Below are 21036 nucleotides of genomic sequence, written 5' to 3'. Positions count from 1 at the left end.
CTTCACCCCATCAGGTGATTCACCCCGCGGGTGGCCGCACCAGCCCCTTTCCGTAGGCGTAACGCACTGCCTGCGCCCGGTCCTTGAGACCCGTCTTGGCGAACAGGTTGTTGATGTGTGTCTTCACGGTCGCGGTGGAAACGTGCAGCTTGCGGGCGATCTCCTGGTTGCTGAGACCCTCGGCGATCAGCACCAGGACCTCGGTCTCCCGCGCGGTCAGCCCGTCGGGCGACTCGGTGGCGGGCGGCCGGGACTCGGGCTCCGACAGCCGTTCCAGCAGCCTGCGCTGGACACTCGGGGACAGTCCGGCCTCTCCCGACAGGACGCTCTCCACGGCGCGCACGATCTCGTCCCCGCTGGCGTCCTTCGTGAGGTATCCGCGGGCTCCCGCGTGCAGCGCCGGGAACAGGGACTCGTCGTCCGCGAAGGTGGTGAGCACCACGACCTGGGTTCCGGGGTACTGCGCCCGGATCCGCCGGGTGGCCTCCACACCGTCACAGCGGGGCATGCGCAGGTCCATCAGGACCACGTCCGGGGCGAGTTCCCCGACCAGCCGCACCGCCTCCTCGCCGTCTCCCGCGGCTCCCACGACCTCGACGCCGGGCAGCAGTCCGAGCAGCATGACGATGCCTTCCCGGACCACGGTCTGGTCGTCGGCGACCACCACGCGTGCGGCCTTCTTCTCCCCCTCCGGCTCCGTCATACGGGCACCTTCAACGTCACCACGAACCCTTCCTCGTCCGGTCCCGCGTCCAGCGAGCCGCCCAGCAGTTCGGCCCGCTCCCGCATCCCCAGCAGACCGTACCCGCCGCCGGACCCGGCGAGTTCACCCGTCTGACCTCCAAAGTCCCGCACGTTCAGGGTCACTTCGTGCTCGGTGTAGTCGAGCCGCAGCCGGACCTTGGCGCCGTGGGCGTGCTTGCGCACGTTCGTCAGCGCCTCCTGTGCGACCCGGCGCACGGTCTGGGAGGCCTCGGCCGGCAGGGGTCTGCGCTCACCCGTGACGGTGACCTCGGCGCCGTCGGATCCGCTGACGAGTTCGGTCAGGAAGTCCTCCAGCGGCGTCAGTTCGCCGCGCAGCGCGGACAGTGCCTGCCTGGTCTCGGCGAGACCGTCGCGGGCCATGCCCCGGGCGGCCACGACCCGCTCCAGGATCTGCTCCCGGTCGGCGCCGCGCTCGATGAGCAGCCGGGCCGCCTCCAGGTGCACGAGCTGCGCCGAGAGGCTGTGGGCCAGCACGTCGTGGATCTCGCGGGCGATCCGCGCGCGTTCGGCCAGGGCCGCCGACTCCGCCTCGGCCACCCGCGCGGCCCGCTCCTGGGCTAGCAGCCGCTGCGCGTTGCCCCGGGCCTCCGCGTCCAGCCGCAGGACGTACCCGGCGAGGGCCATGCCCGCCACGGTGGCGGCAGTGGTCAGCCAGACGTCGTCGTTGGAGGCGGAGTACGAGGCCAGCGCCACCGACGTCACCGGCAGGGCAGCCGCGAGCGGCAGCCGCTCCAGGGCGGAGATTCCGCAGCCGCACCAGATCACCAGGGCCGGTCCCTTGAACCCCGTCGCCTGCGCCGCGACCGCGATGGCCAGGAGGACGGACATGAGTATCAGGGAGGGCACCAACCGGTGTTCATAAGTGGTGCGGAAGAAGGCCCAGGAGACGAGGGCGGCCAGCAGGACGCCCGCCGCGGCGGCGATCGCGCCCCAGGTGTCGACGTGGTTCTGGGTGAAGGCGCCCCAGAGCAGCAGCCCGAGCACGAGGAGCCGGACCGCCCAGGCGAGCATGCGCCGGGGCCGGGCCGTTCCCGCGCGGCCGAGTGCCTCTCTCGACGGCCAGCGGGTCCAGTGGTTCTCCGTCACACGTGCTCCTTCCGCGCCGACCGCGCGCCGTCACCGTACGCCGCTGCCGAACCGCTCGCGGAGCCGGACGACCGGACCCGCCAGGCCAGGATCGCCGCGCGGACCAGCAGGGTGCCGGCGAATCCGAGCGTCAGGGCGGAGGTGCCCTGGTGCACACCGGACGCGGTGCCGAGGACGAAGACACCGATGCGCAGGGCTATGCCGACGGCCCAGACGGTGAGGCTGGCCTTGGTGCTCTTGGTCCAGACGACGCCGTCCGCATCCGTCCAGATGCGGGTGGTCCAGGCCCAGCCCGCGCCGGTCGCCAGGCTGACCAGCAGCTCCGCGGCGAGCATCACGGCCGAGGCGGCACGGTGGTGGGCGTCGAGTATGCCGGGCTGGCGCAAGGCGACGACCGCGAGAATCCCGGGCAGCAGCCACCAGCGCCGGCCGCTGGTGATCGCGCGGGCGCGGAACTGACGGACGACCACCACGGCGACGACGGCCACCGTCGTCAACACGCTGACCAGCCCGTACATCAGAGCCTCCGTGAGCGGAAGGGAACGCCGGAAGCGAGTGCTCCCGACACCTTCGAAGCTACGGAAACGTGCAGGTCAGGGGATCGGATCCAGGGTGGATCACGGGTGGAACCATACGGCCCGTCGGCCTCCACCCACGGGTGGAGAGCCTGCCGGCGCGCACGCCGGCAAGCCCTCCCGTCGGTCGAAGCCCGGCACAGCGGCTACGCGTCGATCCGCGAGCGGTCCAGTGTCGCCGCCGAGCTGGAGATGAACTCCTTGCGGGGTGCCACGTCGTTGCCCATGAGCAGATCGAAGACCTGTTCCGCGGCCTCCAGGTCGGAGAGGTTGATGCGGCGCAGGGTGCGGTGGCGCGGGTCCATCGTGGTCTCGGCCAGCTGGTCGGCGTCCATCTCGCCCAGACCCTTGTAGCGCTGGATCGAGTCCTTGTACCGGATGCCCTTGCTCTGGAACTCCATGAGCTTGTCGCGCAGTTCGCGGTCCGAGTACGTGTAGACGTACTTGTCCTGGCCCTTCTTCGGCTGGACGATCTCGATGCGGTGCAGCGGCGGCACCGCGGCGAAGACCCGGCCGGCCTCGACCATGGGCCGCATGTAGCGCTGGAACAGCGTCAGGAGCAGGCAGCGGATGTGGGAGCCGTCCACATCGGCGTCGGTCATCATGATGATCTTGCCGTAGCGGGCCTGGTCGATGTCGAAGGTGCGACCCGAGCCCGCTCCTATGACCTGGATGATCGCGCCGCACTCGGCGTTCTTGAGCATGTCGGTCACGGACGACCGCTGCACGTTGAGGATCTTGCCCCGGATCGGCAGCAGGGCCTGGAACTCGGAGTTCCGGGCCAGCTTGGCCGTACCGAGCGCGGAGTCGCCCTCGACGATGAACAGCTCGCTGCGGTCGACGTCGTCGCTGCGGCAGTCGGCGAGCTTGGCCGGCAGGGACGAGGACTCCAGCGCGGTCTTCCGCCGCTGGGCGTCCTTGTGCTGGCGGGCCGCGACACGCGTGCGGGCGGCGGCGACCACCTTCTCCATGATGACCCGGGCCTGGGCGGCGGCGTCCCGCTTCGTGGAGGTCAGGAACGCCTTCAGCTCCTTGGTGACCACGGTGTTCACGATGCGGCGGGCCGCCGAGGTGCCGAGGACCTCCTTGGTCTGGCCCTCGAACTGCGGCTCGGCCAGGCGCACGGTGACGACGGCGGTCAGGCCCTCCAGGGCATCGTCCTTGACGATGTTGTCCTCGGCCACGCGCAGCAGCTTCTTGGCGCGCAGCACGTCGTTGAACACCCCCGTCACGGACTGCTCGAAGCCGGAGACGTGGGTGCCGCCCTTGGGGGTGGCGATGATGTTGACGAAGGACCGGACGGTCGTGTCGTAGCCCGTGCCCCAGCGCAGCGCGATGTCCACGCCCAGCTCGCGGGTGACCTCCGTCGGGGTCATCTGCCCGTGCTCGTCCAGGACCGGGACGGTCTCCTTGAAGGTGCCCTTGCCCGCGAAGCGGAGGACGTCGCAGACCGGCTTGTCGTTCGCCAGGTACTCGCAGAACTCGCTGATGCCGCCGTCGAAGCGGAAGGACTCCTCACCCTTGCTGCCGCCCTCGCCGAGGCCGAACTCGTCGCGGACGACGATGGTCAGGCCCGGCACCAGGAACGCGGTCTGGCGGGCCCGCTGGTGCAGCGTCTCCAGGGTGAGCTTGGCGTCCTTCAGGAAGATCTGCCGGTCGGCCCAGTACCGCACGCGCGTGCCGGTGCGGGTCTTGGGGATCTTCTTGGTCTTGCGCATCCCGCTCTTGGCCTCGAACTTCGCGTCGGCGCCGTCCGTCGCGAAGGCGCCCGGCACGCCGCGCCGGAAGCTGATCGCGTGCGTGTGTCCGCCGCGGTCCACCTCGACGTCGAGGCGTGCGGAGAGGGCGTTGACCACGGAGGCGCCGACGCCGTGCAGGCCGCCGGAGGCGGCGTACGAGCCGCCGCCGAACTTGCCGCCGGCGTGGAGCTTGGTCATGACGACCTCGACGCCGGACAGACCGGTCTTGGGCTCCACGTCCACGGGGATGCCACGGCCGTTGTCCCGCACTTCCACGGAGCCGTCGTCGTGGAGGATCACGTCGATGTGGTCGCAGTAGCCGCCGAGGGCCTCGTCCACGGCGTTGTCGATGATCTCCCACAGGCAGTGCATGAGGCCGCGGCTGTCGGTCGAGCCGATGTACATGCCCGGGCGCTTGCGCACGGCCTCAAGGCCCTCAAGGACGAGCAGGTGCCGCGCGGTGTAGTTGGAACCGTCCCGGTCTGCTCCTGCCAGCAGCGCTGTGGACGGCACGGACGTATCGGCGGTCACGCGGTTCGCTCCTCGCTGAATTTCAGGTGGCCCCCTTCTGGGCAAGGGGGCGGCTTCGGTCGCCGCTCAGAGGGTACCGAGGCCTGGTAGAGCCGTTGTAACGCCACCCTCGTCGGGAAACTCAGACTAGTCCAGACTCGCATGCACGTTCGATCCCTCGATGGAGTGAAGTACACATCACGTTCCATTCGAGGCATGAACCATTTAGGCTCCGGGCACGTCCTCATGCACAACCGGCAACCCGGCCGGGAGGACCGAGACTGAAGACAGCGCGAAACCGTAAGCACACAAGAGACGCACTACGGCACATTCGCCGCCAACCGGCAGCAGACAGCCGCCTCGGAAGAAATTTTTCGAGGAAAGCCACGAGCGGGAACATTTTCTGGCTGGTTGGATGTTGACCCTGGTACGACAGCTCGTCGAGCTAGAGAAGAGGCGACGTGACTACTGTTCTGACCCCCGCGAGCCCGCTGACGGCCGCCGACCGCTGCGACCGCTGCGGCGCCCAGGCATACCTGCGCGTCGTCCTGATGAGCGGCGGAGAACTGCTCTTCTGTGCCCACCACGGGCGCAAGTTCGAGCCGGAACTCAAGAAGATCGCCGCTGAGATACAGGACGAGACGGAGCGGCTGACCTCCGTTCCGAACTCCGTTCCCGAAGAAGAGCGCTGAATCTCGCACACCCGACGAGCCAGCCCCGGCACAGGCCGGTGCACGGGCGGTCACTCCGTTCCAGGAGCGACCGCCCGTGCTCGTGTGCCCTCTGCTTAGCCCCGTGTACCCCTGGGCCCGTCAGGAGCGCCCGAGGGGCCGCTGCGGCCCGCTCGCGGCCGGTTCCAGGGCACGTACGACCTCGGAGACCCGCGTGTAGACACCAGGGCTCCCTGGCCGCCCGCAGCCGCTCCCCCAGGACACCAGTCCGATCAGCTGTCCTCCGGCCACCAGAGGGCCGCCACTGTCGCCCTGACAGGCGTCGGGGCCCCCGAGGGGCTCACCGGCGCAGAGCATGGTGTCGGCGCGGTACGCGCCCTCCGGGCCGCCCGGGTAGGCACGGGCGCAGAGCTCGTCGCCCAGCACGTTCACGCGTGCCGCATGGAGCCGGCGCGTGTAGGTACCCCCGCCGGTCGTGTCACCCCACCCGGAGACCAGAGCCTCCGTCCCGGGCGCGTACGCCGCGTCCCCCGGCGCGGCCATGGTCACGACGGCGCTCTGCGGCAGCGGCTTGGCGAGCGTGAGGACGGCGAAGTCACCGGAGTTGGCCGTGGCGTCGTAGCGCGGGTTGACCCGGGCGTCCTGGACGGCGATCTCCTCGCCGTCGGCCGACAGCAGGTCCGTGCGGCCCGCGATGACCTTGAGGTCCCGCAGGCCGCTCGGCGGCGCTCCCAGGACGTCCTCGGCCAGACAGTGGGCCGCGGTGAGCACCGTGGTCCGCGCGATGGCCACGCCGCCGCAGAACTGTCCCGCCCGCGTACCCCCGAACCGGTCACGGCTGGCCAGCGCCACCGTCCACGGGGCCTGGGTGATGTCTATCGGAAACCCCCCGACCACCACGCTGTCGGCGGCCACCGGAGCGGCGCCCGTCAGGGGTATGGCGGTCACCGCGGCCACCAGGGCCAGCGGCCGGATCAGCGTGCGGACTGCGGAACCACGCATACAGGACCTCACTCTCGGGCGGTGCTGGAACACCCAGAGTCATCCACGGCGCCGCCGCGCGCAGCACGAAGGCCCGGCCCCCGTGAGGGGAACCGGGCCTTCGGTGGCGTGGAGCCGCGACCTAGTCGAGGTAGTCGCGCAGCACCTGCGAACGCGACGGGTGGCGCAGCTTCGACATGGTCTTGGACTCGATCTGGCGGATGCGCTCACGCGTCACGCCGTACACCTTGCCGATCTCGTCCAGGGTCTTCGGCTGACCGTCGGTGAGGCCGAAGCGCATGGAGACGACGCCGGCCTCGCGCTCGGACAGGGTGTCCAGAACCGAGTGCAGCTGCTCCTGCAGAAGCGTGAAGCTGACGGCGTCGGCGGGGACGACGGCCTCGGAGTCCTCGATGAGGTCACCGAACTCGCTGTCGCCGTCCTCACCCAGCGGGGTGTGCAGCGAGATGGGCTCGCGACCGTACTTCTGGACCTCGATGACCTTCTCCGGGGTCATGTCGAGCTCCTTGGCCAGCTCCTCCGGGGTGGGCTCGCGGCCCAGGTCCTGGAGCATCTGGCGCTGCACACGCGCGAGCTTGTTGATGACCTCGACCATGTGCACCGGGATACGGATGGTGCGGGCCTGGTCGGCCATGGCGCGGGTGATCGCCTGACGGATCCACCAGGTGGCGTACGTGGAGAACTTGTAGCCCTTGGTGTAGTCGAACTTCTCGACCGCGCGGATCAGACCGAGGTTGCCCTCCTGGATGAGGTCCAGGAAGAGCATGCCGCGGCCGGTGTAGCGCTTGGCCAGCGAGACCACCAGACGGAGGTTGGCCTCCAGGAGGTGGTTCTTGGCGCGGCGGCCGTCCTCGGCGATGATCTCCAGCTCACGCTTCAGCTTCGGCGCGAGCTTGTCGGCGTTGGCCAGCTTGTCCTCGGCGAACAGACCCGCCTCGATGCGCTTGGCCAGCTCGACCTCCTGCTCGGCGTTGAGCAGGGGGACCTTGCCGATCTGCTTCAGGTAGTCCTTGACCGGGTCGGCGGTGGCACCCGCGGCGGCGACCTGCTGGGCGGGCGCGTCGTCCTCGTCCTCGTCGGACAGGACGAAGCCGGCGCTCTCGGCGCCCTCCGGCTCGTCGGCGACCTTGGTGTCCTCGAGGACTTCTTCCTCGAGCAGTTCGACGTCGTCCTTCTTGGCCGTGGTCTTCTTGGCGGCCGTCTTCTTCGCGACGGTCTTCTTCGCGACCGCCTTCTTGGCGGTCGTCTTCTTGGCCGCGGCCTTCCTGGCCGGTGCGGCTTCCTCGGCGGAATCGGCGGGGACGGAGGCGGCGGGCGCGGCCGGGGCGGACGTGGCGGCGGTGGCCTTACGGGTGGTCACCGTCTTCGCCGCGACCGTCTTGGTGGCGGTGCGCTTCGCCGGGCTCTTCGCTGCGACGCTCTTTCGGGTGCGCTTGGGCTCTGCGGCACTGACCATCAGCGTCACACCCTCTTCCTCAAGAATCTGGTTGAGGCTGCGCAGTACGTTCTTCCACTGAGTGGCCGGAATCTGGTCAGCTTCGAAGGCCCGACGCACATCGTCGCCGGCGATCTGCCCCTCAGCCTTTCCCCGCTCAATGAGCGCCATGACAGAGACGGACTCGGCGATCTCCGGCGGGAGCGTACGGGATGTGCTGGCCGACACGAACAACCTCTCGGAACGTTGGAAAACGGCTTCCGGCACCGTCCACTATGGACAGGAGCCGACCACCGGCCTGGGGATTGGGCCGACGGCGCGGGCGGGGGCCGGGAAGATTCACAGCGCCGTACATGGCGTCCGTATTCCCTCCGCGGCTGTCACCTCTTAGGTCATCGCGCTGTTTCCCCGAGCGTTACGCCCAATCTGCGTGGCCCGGGTCACACCCCGTAAGCAGCCAAAAACGGTCAGATATGGACAGAAGGCGGCATTGAAGTGTCAACCCGGGCCGCCACGGCGACCTCGGCGGGCCGTTGCGGCGCCGGGCCCTGCCGGACCTGTGTGATCCGGCAGGGCCCGGCGCCGCCACGGGAAGCCAGGAGGACGCCGCGCGCCGACGACCGCCCCGCCGGCGGTGCGGGCCGGTGCTCGCGTCAATGTTCGCGCGGGGCGGGAACCACGCGCTCCACCTCGGGGTGGACGGTGAGCAGTTGCCGCATGGCCGACTCCGCCGCCGTACCGTCGCCGGTGCCGAGCGCGTCGACGATCCGCGCGTGCTGCGCGAGGGACGCCTCGTTCGGCCGGTCACAGCCCGTGACCGGGCCCCCGGAGACCTGGAGGGCGGCCGACACGATGCCGGAGAGGTGCTCCAGCATGCGGTTGCCGGCGATCTGGATGAGCAGCGTGTGGAACTCGATGTCGGCGCGCGAGCAGGTCAGCGCGTCGCCCTGCGCCATGGCGTGGCTCATGATCTCGACCATGTCACTGAGGCGCTGCTGCACCTCCTCGCGCCCGTGCCCGGCGGCGAGGCGGGCAGCGAGCGGCTCGATCGTCCAGCGCAGCTCGCTCAGCTCACGGCGCTGGTCGTCGCGCTGCGGCCCGAAGGCCCGCCACTCGATGATGTCCGGGTCGAGGAGGTTCCAGTCGCTGACGGGACGCACGCGCGTGCCGACGTTGGGGCGGGCGCTGACGAGGCCCTTGGCCTCCAGGACGCGGAGGGACTCGCGGACGACGGTGCGCGAGACCTCGAAGCGCTGGCCGATCTCCTCGGGCACCAGCGGTCGGTCCGCGCCCAGGTCGCCGGAGACGATCATCTGCCCCAGCTGCTGGACGAGTTGGCCGTGCAGTCCGCGTCCGCGGCTGCCCGCGGCGCGCCGGCCGACGCGGCCCAGTTCGGGGTCCGCCCCTTCCCAGGCGGGCGGTCCGACGCGGTCGGCCACCGGGGCGTCCGCGTAGGGGTAACGGTCGAGTTCGCCCGGGCCGACCAGACCTGAGTCTGTGGAGCGGGCGGCGGTCATCATGGTGTGCGCAAGGGTACTCACGGATCCTTTGTCGGCGCCGCCTTCAACTCCCTTGAGGTCTTTGGTGAAAAGCACACGAAAGGGTGATCGCTCACCCCGTCGCAATTGACGCCTTATCGGAAAGAAATGGGCTTTAACCGGGGAGTTGTGCGCACGGCAGGATCGGAACCGTGCGGACGGTCGTCATCGGAACCTGGTTCGGAGCGCCGTGAGCAGATACGCGCACAGCAATGCCGTGAGCGACAACGCCAGTGCACCGCCCACGGGTTGAGCGAGGACCCGGGCCGCGCCGAGCAGGTAGCGCTCGCCTCCGAAGGGCCACTGCAGCAGGAACACCTCCCTCATCCGCGCCGGGAATCCGGCCGCCGTCCGCGCGGCACGACCCTGCAGCGCCTTGTACAAGAGGGGTACGACGAGGACGGGTACGGCCAGCACGGCGGCGAGCCCTGCCGTGGTGGACCGGAAGACACCGGCCGCGAGGACACCGGCCCAGGCGCAGCCGACCATCAGCCCGAACCAACTCGCGCTCAGCGAAAGCCAGTCCGCGGGAACCAGTGTCAGCTCCCGTCCGTAGACGAGATAGAGCATTTCGGCGTCGCAGCCCACGGTGAGGAAGGCCAGCATCGCGGCAGTGGCACCGGCGACGAGCAGTTTCGCGGTCAGCAGCCCCAGCCGGCGGGGCACGGTGCCGCGGTCCGCCGCCAGGGCGGGGTGGCGGAACTCGTCCCCGAAGGCCAGCGCACCGAGCAGTCCCGCCGCGAGCGCCGCGGGCGGCAGCGGCATCTGTCGCGGCCACGCCGCGAACAGCCGCGCCTGCGGGGTGTGGCCGATCCGGGCCAGGAGTAGGGCGGTGAGCGTGGACACCACCAGCACGGCCCCGCAGGTGAGGAAGCCGACGCCGATGCCGGTGGCGCGCCGGAGTTCGTAGCGCAGAGGGCGGAGGGGGCTTCGGGCGGGGCGGACGGAGATGGGGGGCGGGAGGGCGGACAGCGCGTCGAGGGAACGGACCTCGTCGGGGGGCGCGGAGCGGTCGGGCCGCGGCCGGCGGCTGCCGGGGTCCCGGGCGCCGGGAATGCCCACCGAGGGAGTTCTCGCGGTGTCGGTCTGCGTCTCCGGGGCGAGGGAGACCCTGGTGTGTCCGGCGTCCGGGGTGGCCGCGGCGCCGGCGGACCCGACGCCGTCGGCACGCGCGAGCGCCTCGGCGGGGACGGGGTCGCCACCGTCGTCCGAGGCATCCATGGCAGCCGAGTCGGCAACCTCGGAGGCCACGCCGTCGACTCCCGAGGTCGCGACGGCCGGCGTCTGACGGCCATCCGCCAAAGTGGCGTCAGCGGCGGCCTTGGCCGGATCCGGCCCGCGCTGGTGTCCGACTGCTTCCCCGGGCGATGCCGGTTCATCGTCGGAGACATGGGAACTCTGCGGCGACGCGCAACCGGGCTCGGCAGGCATTTGGCCCGTCTCGGAGGGGCTCGCTGCGGCCCCCGGACCGGGCTCGAGTGACGCGGAGTCAGGCGACGCCGCCGGGGTCTGCGCAGCACCCCGCCGCGCCGACGGCGAACCCGACACCGCTGACGCGTGATCCGACGGCGCGGAGCCCGGCACGGGCTGGGTCTGGCTGGTCTCGGAGGGGTTCGCTGCGGACTGCTCAGGCCCGGCCGGTAGCGGCTCGCCCTCGGGACACCCGTCGTCGCCGGGGTCCGGTTCGGCGTCCGGCCCCATGTCGCCCACCTCGTCGGCCAGTTGATGGATGAGGATGCCGTGGCGGTACGCCGTCTCGCCGACGTCGGCGGTCGTCGTGCCGTACACGGAGAGGCGGTTGCCGTCCTCCCGTACGACTTCGACGGAGCGTTGGGCGGTGCGGGCCTCTTTGGTGAGAAGGGCCGCGAGGCGCGTGGCATGGGGGCTGCGGACGGCCACGCGCGGGCGCAGCCGGGTGCGGGCGAACCGCCGCGCCTCCTGGTCGGCGACGATCCGGCCGTCGTCCAGGGTGACGACGTGGTCGGCGGCGCGCGCGGCCTCCTTGGAATCGGCGGTCGTGAAGAGCACCGTGCCGCCCTGGGCGGCGTGGGCCCGCAGCATGCCGTGCAGCCAAGCCGCCTCGCGGGCGGAGAGGCCATAGGCGGGCTCGTCGAGGACGAGGGTGTGCGGGTCGGGCAGCAGCGCGCAGGCCAGGCCCAGCCGGCGGTCCATGCCGCGGGACAGCGTGCCGAGGCGCTCCTCGCGGAGGCTGACGAGGCCGACCACTTCGAGGACCTCGTCGGCCCGCCGGGCCGGAACTCCCGCCGCCGCGCTCAGCATGCGCAGGTGTCCGCGGACGGAGCGGGCCGGATGACCGGGAACGTCGCCGAGGAGCACGCCGACCTCCCGCGACGGGTGAGCGATCCGGTGCAGGGGCCGTCCCCTGAAGTACGTGATGCCGCGGCCCTGTTGGAGTTCGAGCATCAGTCTGAGCGCCGTCGTCTTGCCCGCGCCCTGGCTTCCGAAGAGCACGGTGACTTGGCCGGCGCGCGCTTCGAAGGAGACGTCGTCCACGGCAGGCGGATGCGCCTTGCGGGGGTTGCTGGTCAGTCCGAAGGCCTGGATCACCTGCAGAAAGATAGCGCGTAATGTCCGGTTTTTTATGTATCACACCCTTTACCACAAAGGTGTGCCTCAGACCTCCGGGCGCAGCATCGGCGGGTTGAGCAGGGTGGCGCCGCCCGCCCGGAAGAGCTGCGCCGGCCGGCCGCCCTGACGGGTGGTCGTACCGCCCGTGGGGACGAGGAATCCAGGTGTCCCTGTGACCTTGCGGTGGAAGTTGCGCGGGTCGAGAGCCACGCCCCACACCGCCTCGTAGACCCGGCGCAGCTCACCCACGGTGAACTCGGGCGGACAGAAGGCGGTGGCCAGCGAGGAGTACTCGATCTTGGACCGGGCCCGTTCGACGCCGTCCGCGAGGATCTGGGCGTGATCGAAGGCGAGGGGGGCCACGGGCTCGCCGTCACGGCCGTAGCCGCCCTGCTGGAGCAGTTCCTCGACCGGTGCCCAGCGAGCGTTGCTCGCGTCGCCACCGGCACGGGGTGCGGGCAGGTCGGGGGCGAGCACGAGGTGCGCGACGCTGACCACGCGCATCCGGGGGTCCCGCTTGGGGTCGCCGTAGGTGGCCAGCTGTTCGAGATGGGCGCCGTTGTCCTGGGCCGGGGTCGCGGGATCGTGGACGCACAGCCCGGTCTCCTCCACCAGTTCCCGTGCCGCCGCCTGGGAGAGGTCCTCGTCCGCCCGCACGAAGCCGCCGGGCAGTGCCCAGCGCCCCTGGAAGGGGGGCTCGCCCCTGCGCACCGCCAGCGCACACAGGGCATGGCGGCGTACGGTCAGCACGACCAGGTCCACGGTGACGGCGAAGGGCGGAAAGGCTGACGGGTCGTAGGGCATGCCGCGATCATAGTCGTCTGCCTGACGATAAACACCTCCTTCCTCGGTCACACCCCCGATTGCAGATCGTCCGCCGCTTCCTCGACCATGGCGAGTCCCCGCTTCGGGGAAGCCGACCGAATCGCGGTCGTCGGAGTGCGTCCGCCTCGGGTACCTACTGGCCGCCCCCGGGCACGGTCTTGCCGGCCGTACCGTCGTCCGCGCCTGCCGCACGCCTGCGCGCGCCGCCCTTCCTCGCAGTGCCGCCTGCCCCCTCACCGCCGGGCCGCGAGTGGCCCGCAGCCGACGGCCGGGGGTGGGAGCCGCCCGACCGTCGCCGTCCGCCCTCGGTGGACCGCACGCGACGACGGCGCCGGGAGCCGTCGTCCGGTCCCGGGGGTTCGACCCGCGCCGGCTCCCCGCGTTCCGCCCGCAGGCAGCGCCGGATCGTCTCGGGATCGAGCCCTTCGTTGCAGGCCTGGTGGAGCAGCCGGGCGAAGAGGTAGTCGGGGTCCGCGCCCAGCGCCATCGCCAGGGCCTCCCGGGCCTCCAGTTCGTCCCCGGTCGACCAGGCGACCCAGCCCGCCAGGGTCAGCGGGGCGGCGGCGTGCTCCCCGTACGGCCCCACGCAGCGGCGGGCCAGGGCCCGCCAGAGCCGCAGGGCCGGACCCGCCTCGTCGCCCTCCATCCACGCCGCCGCGCGGTCACGGGTCGTACGGTCCTGGAGCCCGAGGATCAGCGTGGCCGCCTCGTCGTGTCCGAGCAGGCCGTCGTCGCGCAGGTCCGCCGGGTGCGTACCGCACACCGGGGCTGCCGCGGCGAACCGGTGGATGATCCGCCCGGCGAGGTCGAGGGTCCGCTCCGCGACCTCCGCGCGGGTCGCGTCGTCCAGGATGCGCGGCACCAGGGCCAGGCCCGCCGCGTCGAGGGCGACCTCCTGCTCCAGGGCGGCCCGGGTCTCCCAGGGCAGCAGCCTGGCCCGCAACTCCCGCAGGGTGCCCCGCACTTGGATTCCGGCGTAGGTGGCCGCCGCTGCCAGTACCGAGGTGCCGGGCAAGCCCATCGGTGAGCCGGCCTCGGGGCAGCAGTCCGCGGTCGGGCAGCAGTACGACCAGAAGCGGCCGTCCGAGATGCAGAGCGCCTCGATCACCGGCACGTCGAGTTCGCCGCACTCGGTGCGCAGCAGATGGGCGAGCGGCTGGAGCCGGCGCATGACGTCCGCGCCCGACTCCCCCGGTCCCGGTTCCTGGCAGACGTAGGCGACGATCTGCCCGGGCCGGGCACCTCGGCGCTCGCTGCCGGTGATCAGGCCGCGGACCAGCTGGCTCGCGGCGGCCTTCCAGTCCTCCTCGCCGGCGGGAATCCCGAGCCGGGCCCGGCCGCCGAACCTGCCCCGACCTCCCCGGTCGTGGAGGGCGACCAGCACCATGCTGTCCTCGGGGCGGTAGCCGAGCAGATAGGGCAGGGCGTCGGCCAGCTCGGCCGGGGTGCGCAGGGTGACCGGGGTGGAGTGTCCCGCGATGTCGCCGTTCTCGTCGCCGTTTTCGGAGGGTCCTGTCGATTCGCTGTGATTCGTCATGCACGGACGATCTCGCGGATCACGAGATTCCGCTTGGGCCTGTGGACAACTCGGATCAGGGACACGCCAAGAACGGAGATGCGGGGGCGGTCGCCGCGAAGGTCGATGTCCGTGGTGACCACGGCGAAGACGCCCGTCGATGTCGTCAGGACGGCGGCGGGGGTGCCGTCGTGCTGTGTGAGCGCCTCCACGTGCCGGGCCCGGCTGCCGAGGTGCCGTACCGCCTGCTCGGTGCGGTCGACCGCCTCGGCGACCTCGGGGAAGCTGGTACGTGCCCATCCCGTCGCCTCCCGTTCGCAGTCGCGGGAGGTGCCTTCGACAGGACCGACGCAGCCGGGCTCAGAACTGTGGCATCGGTGCGGCAGAAGTTGCCGGGAGGTTCAGCCCGCGGCGGCGAGCACCAGCGGGAGAACCGGCCCGCTGCCTGCCCGGCGAAGCAGACGGGCAGCGACCGCGAGCGTCCATCCGGAGTCGGTGTAGTCGTCCACGAGCAGGACGGGGCCGGACGTACGCTCCAGCGCACCGGCCAGCTCCTCACCGACGGCGAAGGTCCCGGACAACGCCCGCAGGCGTTGGGCGGAGTTGCTGCGACGCGCCGCGTGCGCACCGTCCGGCCCGGTGTACGTCAGGGTGCCCAGGAAGGGGAGGCGGCCGACGGCCGCGATGCCCCGGGCGAGGGAGCCGACCAGTTCCGGACGGGCCAGGGACGGTACGGCGACGACTCCCGCCGGCCGGGCGGAGGCGTCCGGGACGTTCGGTGCCCAGCCGCCCGGTGAGCGCGCCCAGTCGGCGAGGACGGCGACCGCGGCCTCGAGCACCCCGTCGGGGACCGGCCCGTCGGCCGCGTTCTCGGCCAGCAGCGGGCGCAGGCGGTTTCCCCAGCCGATGTCCGACAGCCGGCCCAGGGCGCGCCCGGTGGCACACTGCTCGCCGGCCGGGATGCGGCCCTTGAGGTCGATGCCGAGCGCGGGCATCCCCGTGGGCCACATGCGGCGCGGCTCGACCTCGACGCCCGGGCGGTCCAGTTCCTTCGCCGCCCCAGTCAGCGCCTCGGCCGACACGGACGAACCGATCCACGGGCCCGCGCAGTTGTCGCACCGGCCGCACGGGACCGCGCCGTCGTCGTCCAGCTGCTGCCGCAGGAACTCCATCCGGCACCGGGACGTGCTCACGTAGTCGCGCATGGCCTCCTGCTCGGCGGCCCGCTGCCGCGCCACCCAGGCGTACCGCTCGGTGTCGTACCGCCAGGGCTGCCCAGTGCTCTCCCAGCCGCCCTTGACCCGCCGCACGGCGCCGTCCACGTCGAGCACCTTGAGCATGGTCTCCAGCCGGGTGCGCCGTAGATCCACCGCCGCCTCCAGGGCCGGCACGGACAGCGGGCGTCCCGCCCCGGCGAGGGCCGAGAGGGTCTGGCGCACCTGTTCCTCGGGCGGGAAGGCCGAGTCGGCGAAGTAGCGCCAGATGGCCTCGTCCTCCTTGCCCGGCAGCAGCAGGACGTCGGCGTGCTCCACCCCGCGGCCCGCGCGGCCCACCTGCTGGTAGTAGGCGATCGGCGAGGACGGCGAGCCGAGATGGACCACGAAGCCCAGGTCCGGCTTGTCGAAGCCCATGCCGAGCGCAGACGTCGCGACCAGCGCCTTGACCCGGTTGGCCAGCAGATCCTCCTCGGCCTGCAGCCGGTCGGCGTTCTCCGTGCGGCCCGTGTAGGAGGCCACCGGGAAGCCGCGCTGGCGCAGGAAGGCGGTGGCCTCCTCGGCCGCGGCCACCGTCAGCGTGTAGACGATCCCGGACCCCGGCAGCTCGTCCAGGTGCTCGGCCAGCCAGGCCAGCCGGTGCGCGGCGTCCGGCAGCTGGACCACCCCCAGCCGCAGGCTCTCCCGCTCCAGCGTGCCGCGCAGCACCAGGGCCTCGCCGGCACCGGTCCCCAGTTGTTCGGCCACGTCCGCGGTCACCCGCGCGTTGGCGGTCGCCGTGGTGGCCAGCACCGGAACGCCGGGGGCCAGTTCGGCGAGCATCGAGCGCAGCCGGCGGTAGTCGGGGCGGAAGTCGTGGCCCCAGTCGGAGATGCAGTGTGCCTCGTCGACCACGAGCAGACCGGTCGTGGCCGCGAGCCTGGGCAGCATGTTCTCGCGGAAGCCGACGGAATTGAGACGCTCCGGGCTGACAAGGAGGACGTCGGTCTCGCCGCGGTCGACCTCGTCGTGGATCTCGTCCCACTCCTCCGGGTTGGCCGAGTTGATGGTCCGCGCCCGGATGCCGGCCCGGGCAGCCGACTCGACCTGGTTGCGCATCAACGCCAGCAGCGGCGAGACGATGACCGTCGGGCCCGCGCCGCGCCGCCGCAGCAGAGCGGTGGCGACGAAGTACACCGCCGACTTGCCCCAGCCCGTGCGCTGCACCACCAGCGCGCGCCGCCGCTCCTCCACCAGTGCGGCCACCGCCCGCCACTGGTCCTCCCGCAGCCGCGCGGAGCCCTCCGGAACGCCGACCAGCTCGGCGAGGACGGCATCGGCTTCGGCGCGCAGTTCCGGGGTGTCCATGCCCCCATGCAACCCGATTCCGAGGGCCGACGGCCAGTTCACTCAGCGTGACGGTCGAGCCCGCGTCACCGAAGGCTCAGGGGTCAACCGCCGGCCCTCAGGGTAGGGATATAAGCCACGCACCCTCAGATAACTGCCCGTGGCCCCAATTGCTCGTTGCCGCATTCCAGTTCGACAGGAAGAATTGAGGTCCGCTCCCCGCACGGCTCGTCCGCGGTCCAGCCGGGCTCTGCTGCGGTGCGCGGCCCCCCGAATCCGACCCCGCCCGCGATGTGGGCGCGTAGCCGAAGGGAGAACCGTGACCTTCGGATTCGCCTCGTCCTCGGCGGCCTCGTTGTCGACGTCCGCGTCCGCTGCTTCCGCCAGCCGCCTGCTCGAGCCCGCGGAGTGGGCCGCCGCCGGAATCCCGCTGCTGCGCAACCCCCGTGAGGTCGTCAGCGGGCTGCACGCCCGCCATCACCCCGGGCCGTCCACCGTGACCGTGGCCGTCCTCGATCCGGAGGAACGGCTGTGCGCGAGTGCCTCGTTCACCCGCCGTTCCACCCCGGCCGACGGCTGGATGTTCCGCAACGCGCTGCTGGCCCAGCTGCGCCGGGTCATCCCGCACGACCTGCGCCGCCGCACTCCGGTGCGTACCGCCGTACTGCTGTACTGCCGGGAGGGCGACGGGCGTTGGACGGAGGAGGACGGCGCCTGGATGTGGGGGCTGCGCGACGCCTGCACGCTGCACGGACTGCGCTGCGGGGCGTACATCACGCTGACCCATGAGGGGTGGCAGGTGCTCGGCGAGGGGCGTGGCGGACGCCGGCCGAACGCCCACTCGGAGCCCGAGCCCTTCGCCATGGCGGAGGCCCCGCCGCTGCCGCCGCGCACCGGTGGCCCGGTCTCGGAGGTCCTGCGCCGCGCGGCGGCTCGCTGAAAAGCGCACTCCGCGGGCCGACGGCAGGTCCGCCCGGGAGCCAGCCGGAAGGCCGCCCCGCGCGGGGAACGGCCACCGTCAGTCAACCGGGCATGCCACGCCCTGACATGCCAAAAGCCGCACCGAACCGATGCCGTCGGCGCGGCTCTTTCACCCCGGTGCCCCGGAGTGCCGGACGCGGCTCAGACGCCGGCGCCCAGCACCGAGTTGATCTGCTGCGGGTCGCCGCAGACGATCAGCAGGGCACCGGCCCGCTCGTGGGCCAGCGGAAGGACACCGGCGGCAGCGGAGGCGGGACCGCCGTTGACGGCCACGACGACCACGGGCCGGGTCGCGGCGCGGGAGGCGATGGTGGCGTCCGTGTAGAAGACGTCGTCGCCGGCGTCGTGCTGCGACCAGTAGGCGGCCTCGCCGAAGGACAGCTCGTGTTCGGCCCACGGATGCTGGGCACCCGTGGTGATCACGAGGACGTCGCCGGGGGCGCGGCCCGACTCCAGCAGGAGGTCCACGGCCTCCTCGGCGGCGTCGAGGGCGCCCTCGGCCGAGGCCGGGATCAGCTGGATCTGCGGGGTCGCCGCAGCGGTGGCCGCAGCGGACGGACCTGGAGTGACCGGAGCGGCGTCACGTGGGGTGCGCTGCACCGGCGGCGTGGGCCGCAGGGGGCCCGGACGACCGGGGCGGGACGGAGCCGCGGGACGGGGGCCGGGTACGGGGCGGGGGGTCGGCGCGGTACGGCCGCTGGCCGGCGTGGCGCGGGGACCCTGGGCACTCTCGTGAATCTGAGGCTCCTCGGGAATGAGAGGCATGAGCTGATTTTTATCAAACGTTGGAGCGGTCCGGATCACCGGGTGGCACATCAGTGCGAGCGGAATCGTCAGAAATCGAAGCCGAGCTGGCCCTCGATTTCCGGAACGCCTCCGTCCGCCCAGCTGCGGACCTTCTTGAGGTGCCGCCACTGGGGCAGCGCATCAAGATACGCCCACGACAGTCGGTGGTACGGGGTGGGGCCCCGCTCCTCCAGTGCGGCCTTGTGCACGGGCGACGGATACCCGGCGTTGTCCGCAAATCCGAAGTCTGCATGGTCGACACCCAGTTCGGCCATCATTTTGTCGCGCTGGACCTTGGCGATCACCGACGCCGCCGCGACGGCGATGCAGGACCGGTCGCCCTTGATCACCGTGCGCACCTTCCAGGGGGCACCGAGGTAGTCGTGCTTCCCGTCGAGAATGACGGCGTCGGGGCGGACCGGCAGAGTGTCCAGAGCACGGACCGCGGCGAGCCGCAGGGCGGCCGTCATCCCCAGGTCGTCGATCTCCTCCGGGGAGGCGTGCCCCAGCGCGAAGGCCGTCACCCACGCCCGCAGGACCTCGGCCAGTTCCGTACGGCGCTTGACGGTCAGCAGCTTGGAGTCGGTCAGCCCCTCGGGCGCGCGGCGCAGTCCGGTGACCGCGGCACAGACGGTGACGGGTCCGGCCCAGGCGCCGCGCCCCACCTCGTCGACACCGGCAATGACCTTCGCTCCGGTCGTGGCGCGCAGGGAGCGCTCGACGGTATGGGTAGGCGGTTCGTACGGCATGGCGCCCTTAGCGTACGCCGCCGGGATCCTCGTCCGACACCCCGGTTGCCGCCGATCGATCCCCGCCTCGGGATCCCGATCGGGGCCTGTGCAAGATCACATTTGTGAACCCTTGCACGCAGGTCCCTGTCAGACGCCGGCGGGCACCCAGTCGGGCAGTCTCTCGGTCCGTTCCGCCCACTCGGCGGGGGGCACCCCGGCCTTGCCGGCGGCGAGGACGCCGCCGACGATCGCGCACGTCGTGTCCACGTCGCCGCCCACCTGGGCGGTCGTCCAGAACGCCGTCTCGTAGTCACCGAGGGCGCGCGCGGCGGACCACAGGGCGAAGGGGACGGTGTCATGGGCGGTCGTACGGCGGCCACAGCCCAGGACGGCCGCCACGGTGCCCGCGTCGCCGTAGTCGAGCATGTCCCGGGCGCGGCGCAGCCCCTGGCCCACGGCGCTCTTCGGCACGAGGGCGACGACGCCGTCGAGGAGGGCCTCCGGGCTGGGCGGGCCGTCCGGCGAGCCGACCAGGGCCGCGGCGGCAGCGACGGCCATGGCTCCGACCACGGCCTCGCGGTGCTGGTGCGTGGTGTAGGCGGAGATCTCCGCCTGGTGGGTCGCCTGTTCCGGATCGTCCGCGTACCAGGCACCCAGGGGCGCGATGCGCATCGCCGCACCGTTGCCCCAGGAGCCCTGCCCGTTGAAGAGCCCGGCGGCCAGCTCGCGCCAGTCGCCGCCCTCCCGGACCAGGCGCAGCAGCCGGTTGACGGCAGGGCCGTAGCCCCGGTCGAAGTCGTGGTGCTCGGCGAAGGAGCGGGCGAGTGCGTCCTGGTCGATGCGGTGGTGGGCGGCGAGGACGGCCACGACGGAGCAGGCCATCTCGGTGTCGTCAGTCCACTGCCAGGGGCCGTCGGGCAGCCCGCGCCGCTTCAGCAGCGGATAGTTCACCGGAACGAAGAACTGCGAACCCAGCGCGTCCCCCACCGCTAGTCCGCGCAGGCTGGCCAAGGCGCGGTTCAGGCGCCCGAGAGAAGAGGAATCAGCGGTCATCGCCCTCCCACTCTATCCGGTGACCTAGTACGCCAGCGGTTCCCGCCAGCGATCGAAAGGCTTGTCCAGTGCGTACTTCCCGTCCTCTCCGAGAACGAGCATCCGCAGCTCCGCGTTCCCGGGGTTCGACAGGGACTCGAATTCCGCGACCGACCAGTGGAACCAGCGCATGCAGAACAGCCGCATCGCGAGCCCGTGCGTCACCAGGAGCACGTTCGGTGGATGGTCGGGAGCCTCGAAGCTGCGGTACAGGCTCTCCAGGAAGCCGCCGACCCGGTCGTACACGTCGGCCCCGGACTCCCCCTGCGGGAAGCGGAAGAAGAAGTGCCCGTAGGCGTCCCGGTAGGCCTTCTGCAGGCGGACGTCGTCGCGCTCCTGCCAGTTCCCCCAGTCCTGCTCGCGCAGCCTCGGCTCCTCCCGCACCCGTATGAGGTCGGGGTCGAGCTGGAAGGCGCGCAGGGTCTCGTGCGTGCGACGGTACGGGGAGACGTACACGCTCACGCTCTCGCGGCCGAAGAGTTCCCGGAGCTCCTTGCCGGCCTCCTCCGCCTGCTGCCAGCCGCGCTCGGTCAGGGCGAGCGCGTGGTCGGGTTCGCGTTCGTACACGGAGTCGTCGATGTTCCCGGTCGACTCGCCGTGCCGGACAAGGACGATGCGCCGTGGTCGTGCCATGCCGCAACCCTAGGTCGAGCGG

The 21036-nt window shown here is 71.6% G+C and carries 18 protein-coding genes; 2 read left to right on the top strand and 16 right to left on the bottom strand.

Features of this window, described 5'->3' with window-relative positions; genetic code table 11:
- Positions 1 to 19: 19 nt before the first annotated feature.
- The 4 genes from ACWD3E_RS29630 to ACWD3E_RS29615 all read right to left on the bottom strand — a co-directional run bounded on the left by ACWD3E_RS29630 (position 20) and on the right by ACWD3E_RS29615 (position 4696).
- On the bottom strand, positions 20 to 703 hold the full coding sequence (locus ACWD3E_RS29630; RefSeq protein ID WP_451390639.1) for a response regulator transcription factor: 684 nt from the start codon (positions 701 to 703) through the stop codon (positions 20 to 22).
- Positions 700 to 1851 carry a sensor histidine kinase gene (locus ACWD3E_RS29625; protein WP_451390638.1) on the bottom strand — a complete coding sequence of 384 codons (1152 nt, stop codon included), beginning with the start codon at positions 1849 to 1851 and terminating at the stop codon, positions 700 to 702. Before ACWD3E_RS29625 ends, ACWD3E_RS29630 begins: the two co-directional genes overlap by 4 nt.
- On the bottom strand, positions 1848 to 2369 hold the full coding sequence (locus tag ACWD3E_RS29620) for a DUF1453 domain-containing protein (protein ID WP_451390637.1): 522 nt from the start codon (positions 2367 to 2369) through the stop codon (positions 1848 to 1850). The genes ACWD3E_RS29625 and ACWD3E_RS29620 overlap by 4 nt, the downstream gene beginning before the upstream one ends.
- Before the next feature lie 203 nt (positions 2370 to 2572).
- Entirely contained in the window at positions 2573 to 4696 is a 2124-nt protein-coding gene (locus ACWD3E_RS29615) for a DNA gyrase/topoisomerase IV subunit B (RefSeq protein ID WP_451390636.1), read from the bottom strand.
- A gap of 440 nt (positions 4697 to 5136) precedes the next feature.
- On the opposite strand from ACWD3E_RS29615, the gene ACWD3E_RS29610 reads away from it, so the two are divergent.
- Complete coding sequence (locus ACWD3E_RS29610; RefSeq protein WP_451390635.1) at positions 5137 to 5367, top strand: DUF7455 domain-containing protein; 231 nt, start codon at positions 5137 to 5139, stop codon at positions 5365 to 5367.
- 120 nt (positions 5368 to 5487) lie between these two features.
- Here the strand turns inward: ACWD3E_RS29610 and ACWD3E_RS29605 are convergent, their stop codons facing one another.
- From ACWD3E_RS29605 to ACWD3E_RS29570, 8 genes are all read right to left on the bottom strand, one after another.
- Positions 5488 to 6348, bottom strand: a complete 861-nt coding sequence (locus ACWD3E_RS29605) for a serine protease (protein WP_451390634.1) — start codon at positions 6346 to 6348, stop codon at positions 5488 to 5490.
- A gap of 121 nt (positions 6349 to 6469) precedes the next feature.
- Entirely contained in the window at positions 6470 to 8011 is a 1542-nt protein-coding gene (locus ACWD3E_RS29600; protein WP_451390633.1) for an RNA polymerase sigma factor, read from the bottom strand.
- A 425-nt stretch (positions 8012 to 8436) separates the two neighbouring features.
- Positions 8437 to 9324 (bottom strand): FadR/GntR family transcriptional regulator, encoded by an 888-nt coding sequence (locus tag ACWD3E_RS29595; RefSeq protein ID WP_451390632.1) that lies wholly within the window; start codon positions 9322 to 9324, stop codon positions 8437 to 8439.
- 162 nt (positions 9325 to 9486) lie between these two features.
- Positions 9487 to 11889, bottom strand: coding sequence for an ATP-binding cassette domain-containing protein (locus ACWD3E_RS29590; protein ID WP_451390631.1), 2403 nt, complete (start codon positions 11887 to 11889; stop codon positions 9487 to 9489).
- 66 nt (positions 11890 to 11955) lie between these two features.
- Positions 11956 to 12714, bottom strand: coding sequence for an NUDIX hydrolase (locus ACWD3E_RS29585; protein WP_451349233.1), 759 nt, complete (start codon positions 12712 to 12714; stop codon positions 11956 to 11958).
- Between the two features lie 154 nt (positions 12715 to 12868).
- Positions 12869 to 14272: a DUF4192 domain-containing protein gene (locus ACWD3E_RS29580; protein ID WP_451390630.1), complete on the bottom strand. Its 1404-nt coding sequence runs from the start codon at positions 14270 to 14272 to the stop codon at positions 12869 to 12871.
- Positions 14269 to 14463: a hypothetical protein gene (locus tag ACWD3E_RS29575; protein WP_451390629.1), complete on the bottom strand. Its 195-nt coding sequence runs from the start codon at positions 14461 to 14463 to the stop codon at positions 14269 to 14271. Before ACWD3E_RS29575 ends, ACWD3E_RS29580 begins: the two co-directional genes overlap by 4 nt.
- Before the next feature lie 189 nt (positions 14464 to 14652).
- A complete protein-coding gene (locus ACWD3E_RS29570) occupies positions 14653 to 16812 on the bottom strand; it encodes a RecQ family ATP-dependent DNA helicase (RefSeq protein WP_451390628.1) in 2160 nt (719 codons plus the stop codon).
- Between the two features lie 298 nt (positions 16813 to 17110).
- Between ACWD3E_RS29570 and ACWD3E_RS29565 the strand changes: the two genes are divergently transcribed.
- Positions 17111 to 17731, top strand: coding sequence for a hypothetical protein (locus tag ACWD3E_RS29565; RefSeq protein ID WP_451390627.1), 621 nt, complete (start codon positions 17111 to 17113; stop codon positions 17729 to 17731).
- A 182-nt stretch (positions 17732 to 17913) separates the two neighbouring features.
- On the opposite strand, the gene ACWD3E_RS29560 is transcribed toward ACWD3E_RS29565, so the two are convergent.
- The 4 genes from ACWD3E_RS29560 to ACWD3E_RS29545 all read right to left on the bottom strand — a co-directional run bounded on the left by ACWD3E_RS29560 (position 17914) and on the right by ACWD3E_RS29545 (position 21014).
- The gene (locus ACWD3E_RS29560) at positions 17914 to 18537 is read right to left on the bottom strand and encodes a hypothetical protein (protein WP_451390626.1); all 624 of its coding nucleotides are present in this window, start codon (positions 18535 to 18537) and stop codon (positions 17914 to 17916) included.
- Positions 18538 to 18605: 68 nt separating this feature from the next.
- On the bottom strand, positions 18606 to 19307 hold the full coding sequence (locus ACWD3E_RS29555; protein WP_451390625.1) for a ribonuclease HII: 702 nt from the start codon (positions 19305 to 19307) through the stop codon (positions 18606 to 18608).
- 129 nt (positions 19308 to 19436) lie between these two features.
- A complete protein-coding gene (locus tag ACWD3E_RS29550; protein WP_451390624.1) occupies positions 19437 to 20342 on the bottom strand; it encodes an ADP-ribosylglycohydrolase family protein in 906 nt (301 codons plus the stop codon).
- A gap of 24 nt (positions 20343 to 20366) precedes the next feature.
- Positions 20367 to 21014 carry a histidine phosphatase family protein gene (locus ACWD3E_RS29545; RefSeq protein ID WP_451390623.1) on the bottom strand — a complete coding sequence of 216 codons (648 nt, stop codon included), beginning with the start codon at positions 21012 to 21014 and terminating at the stop codon, positions 20367 to 20369.
- Between the last annotated feature and the right edge of the window lie 22 nt (positions 21015 to 21036).

Source organism: Streptomyces sp. NPDC002676 (assembly GCF_053592455.1).
This window is presented reverse-complemented; position numbering and strand designations above follow the sequence as displayed.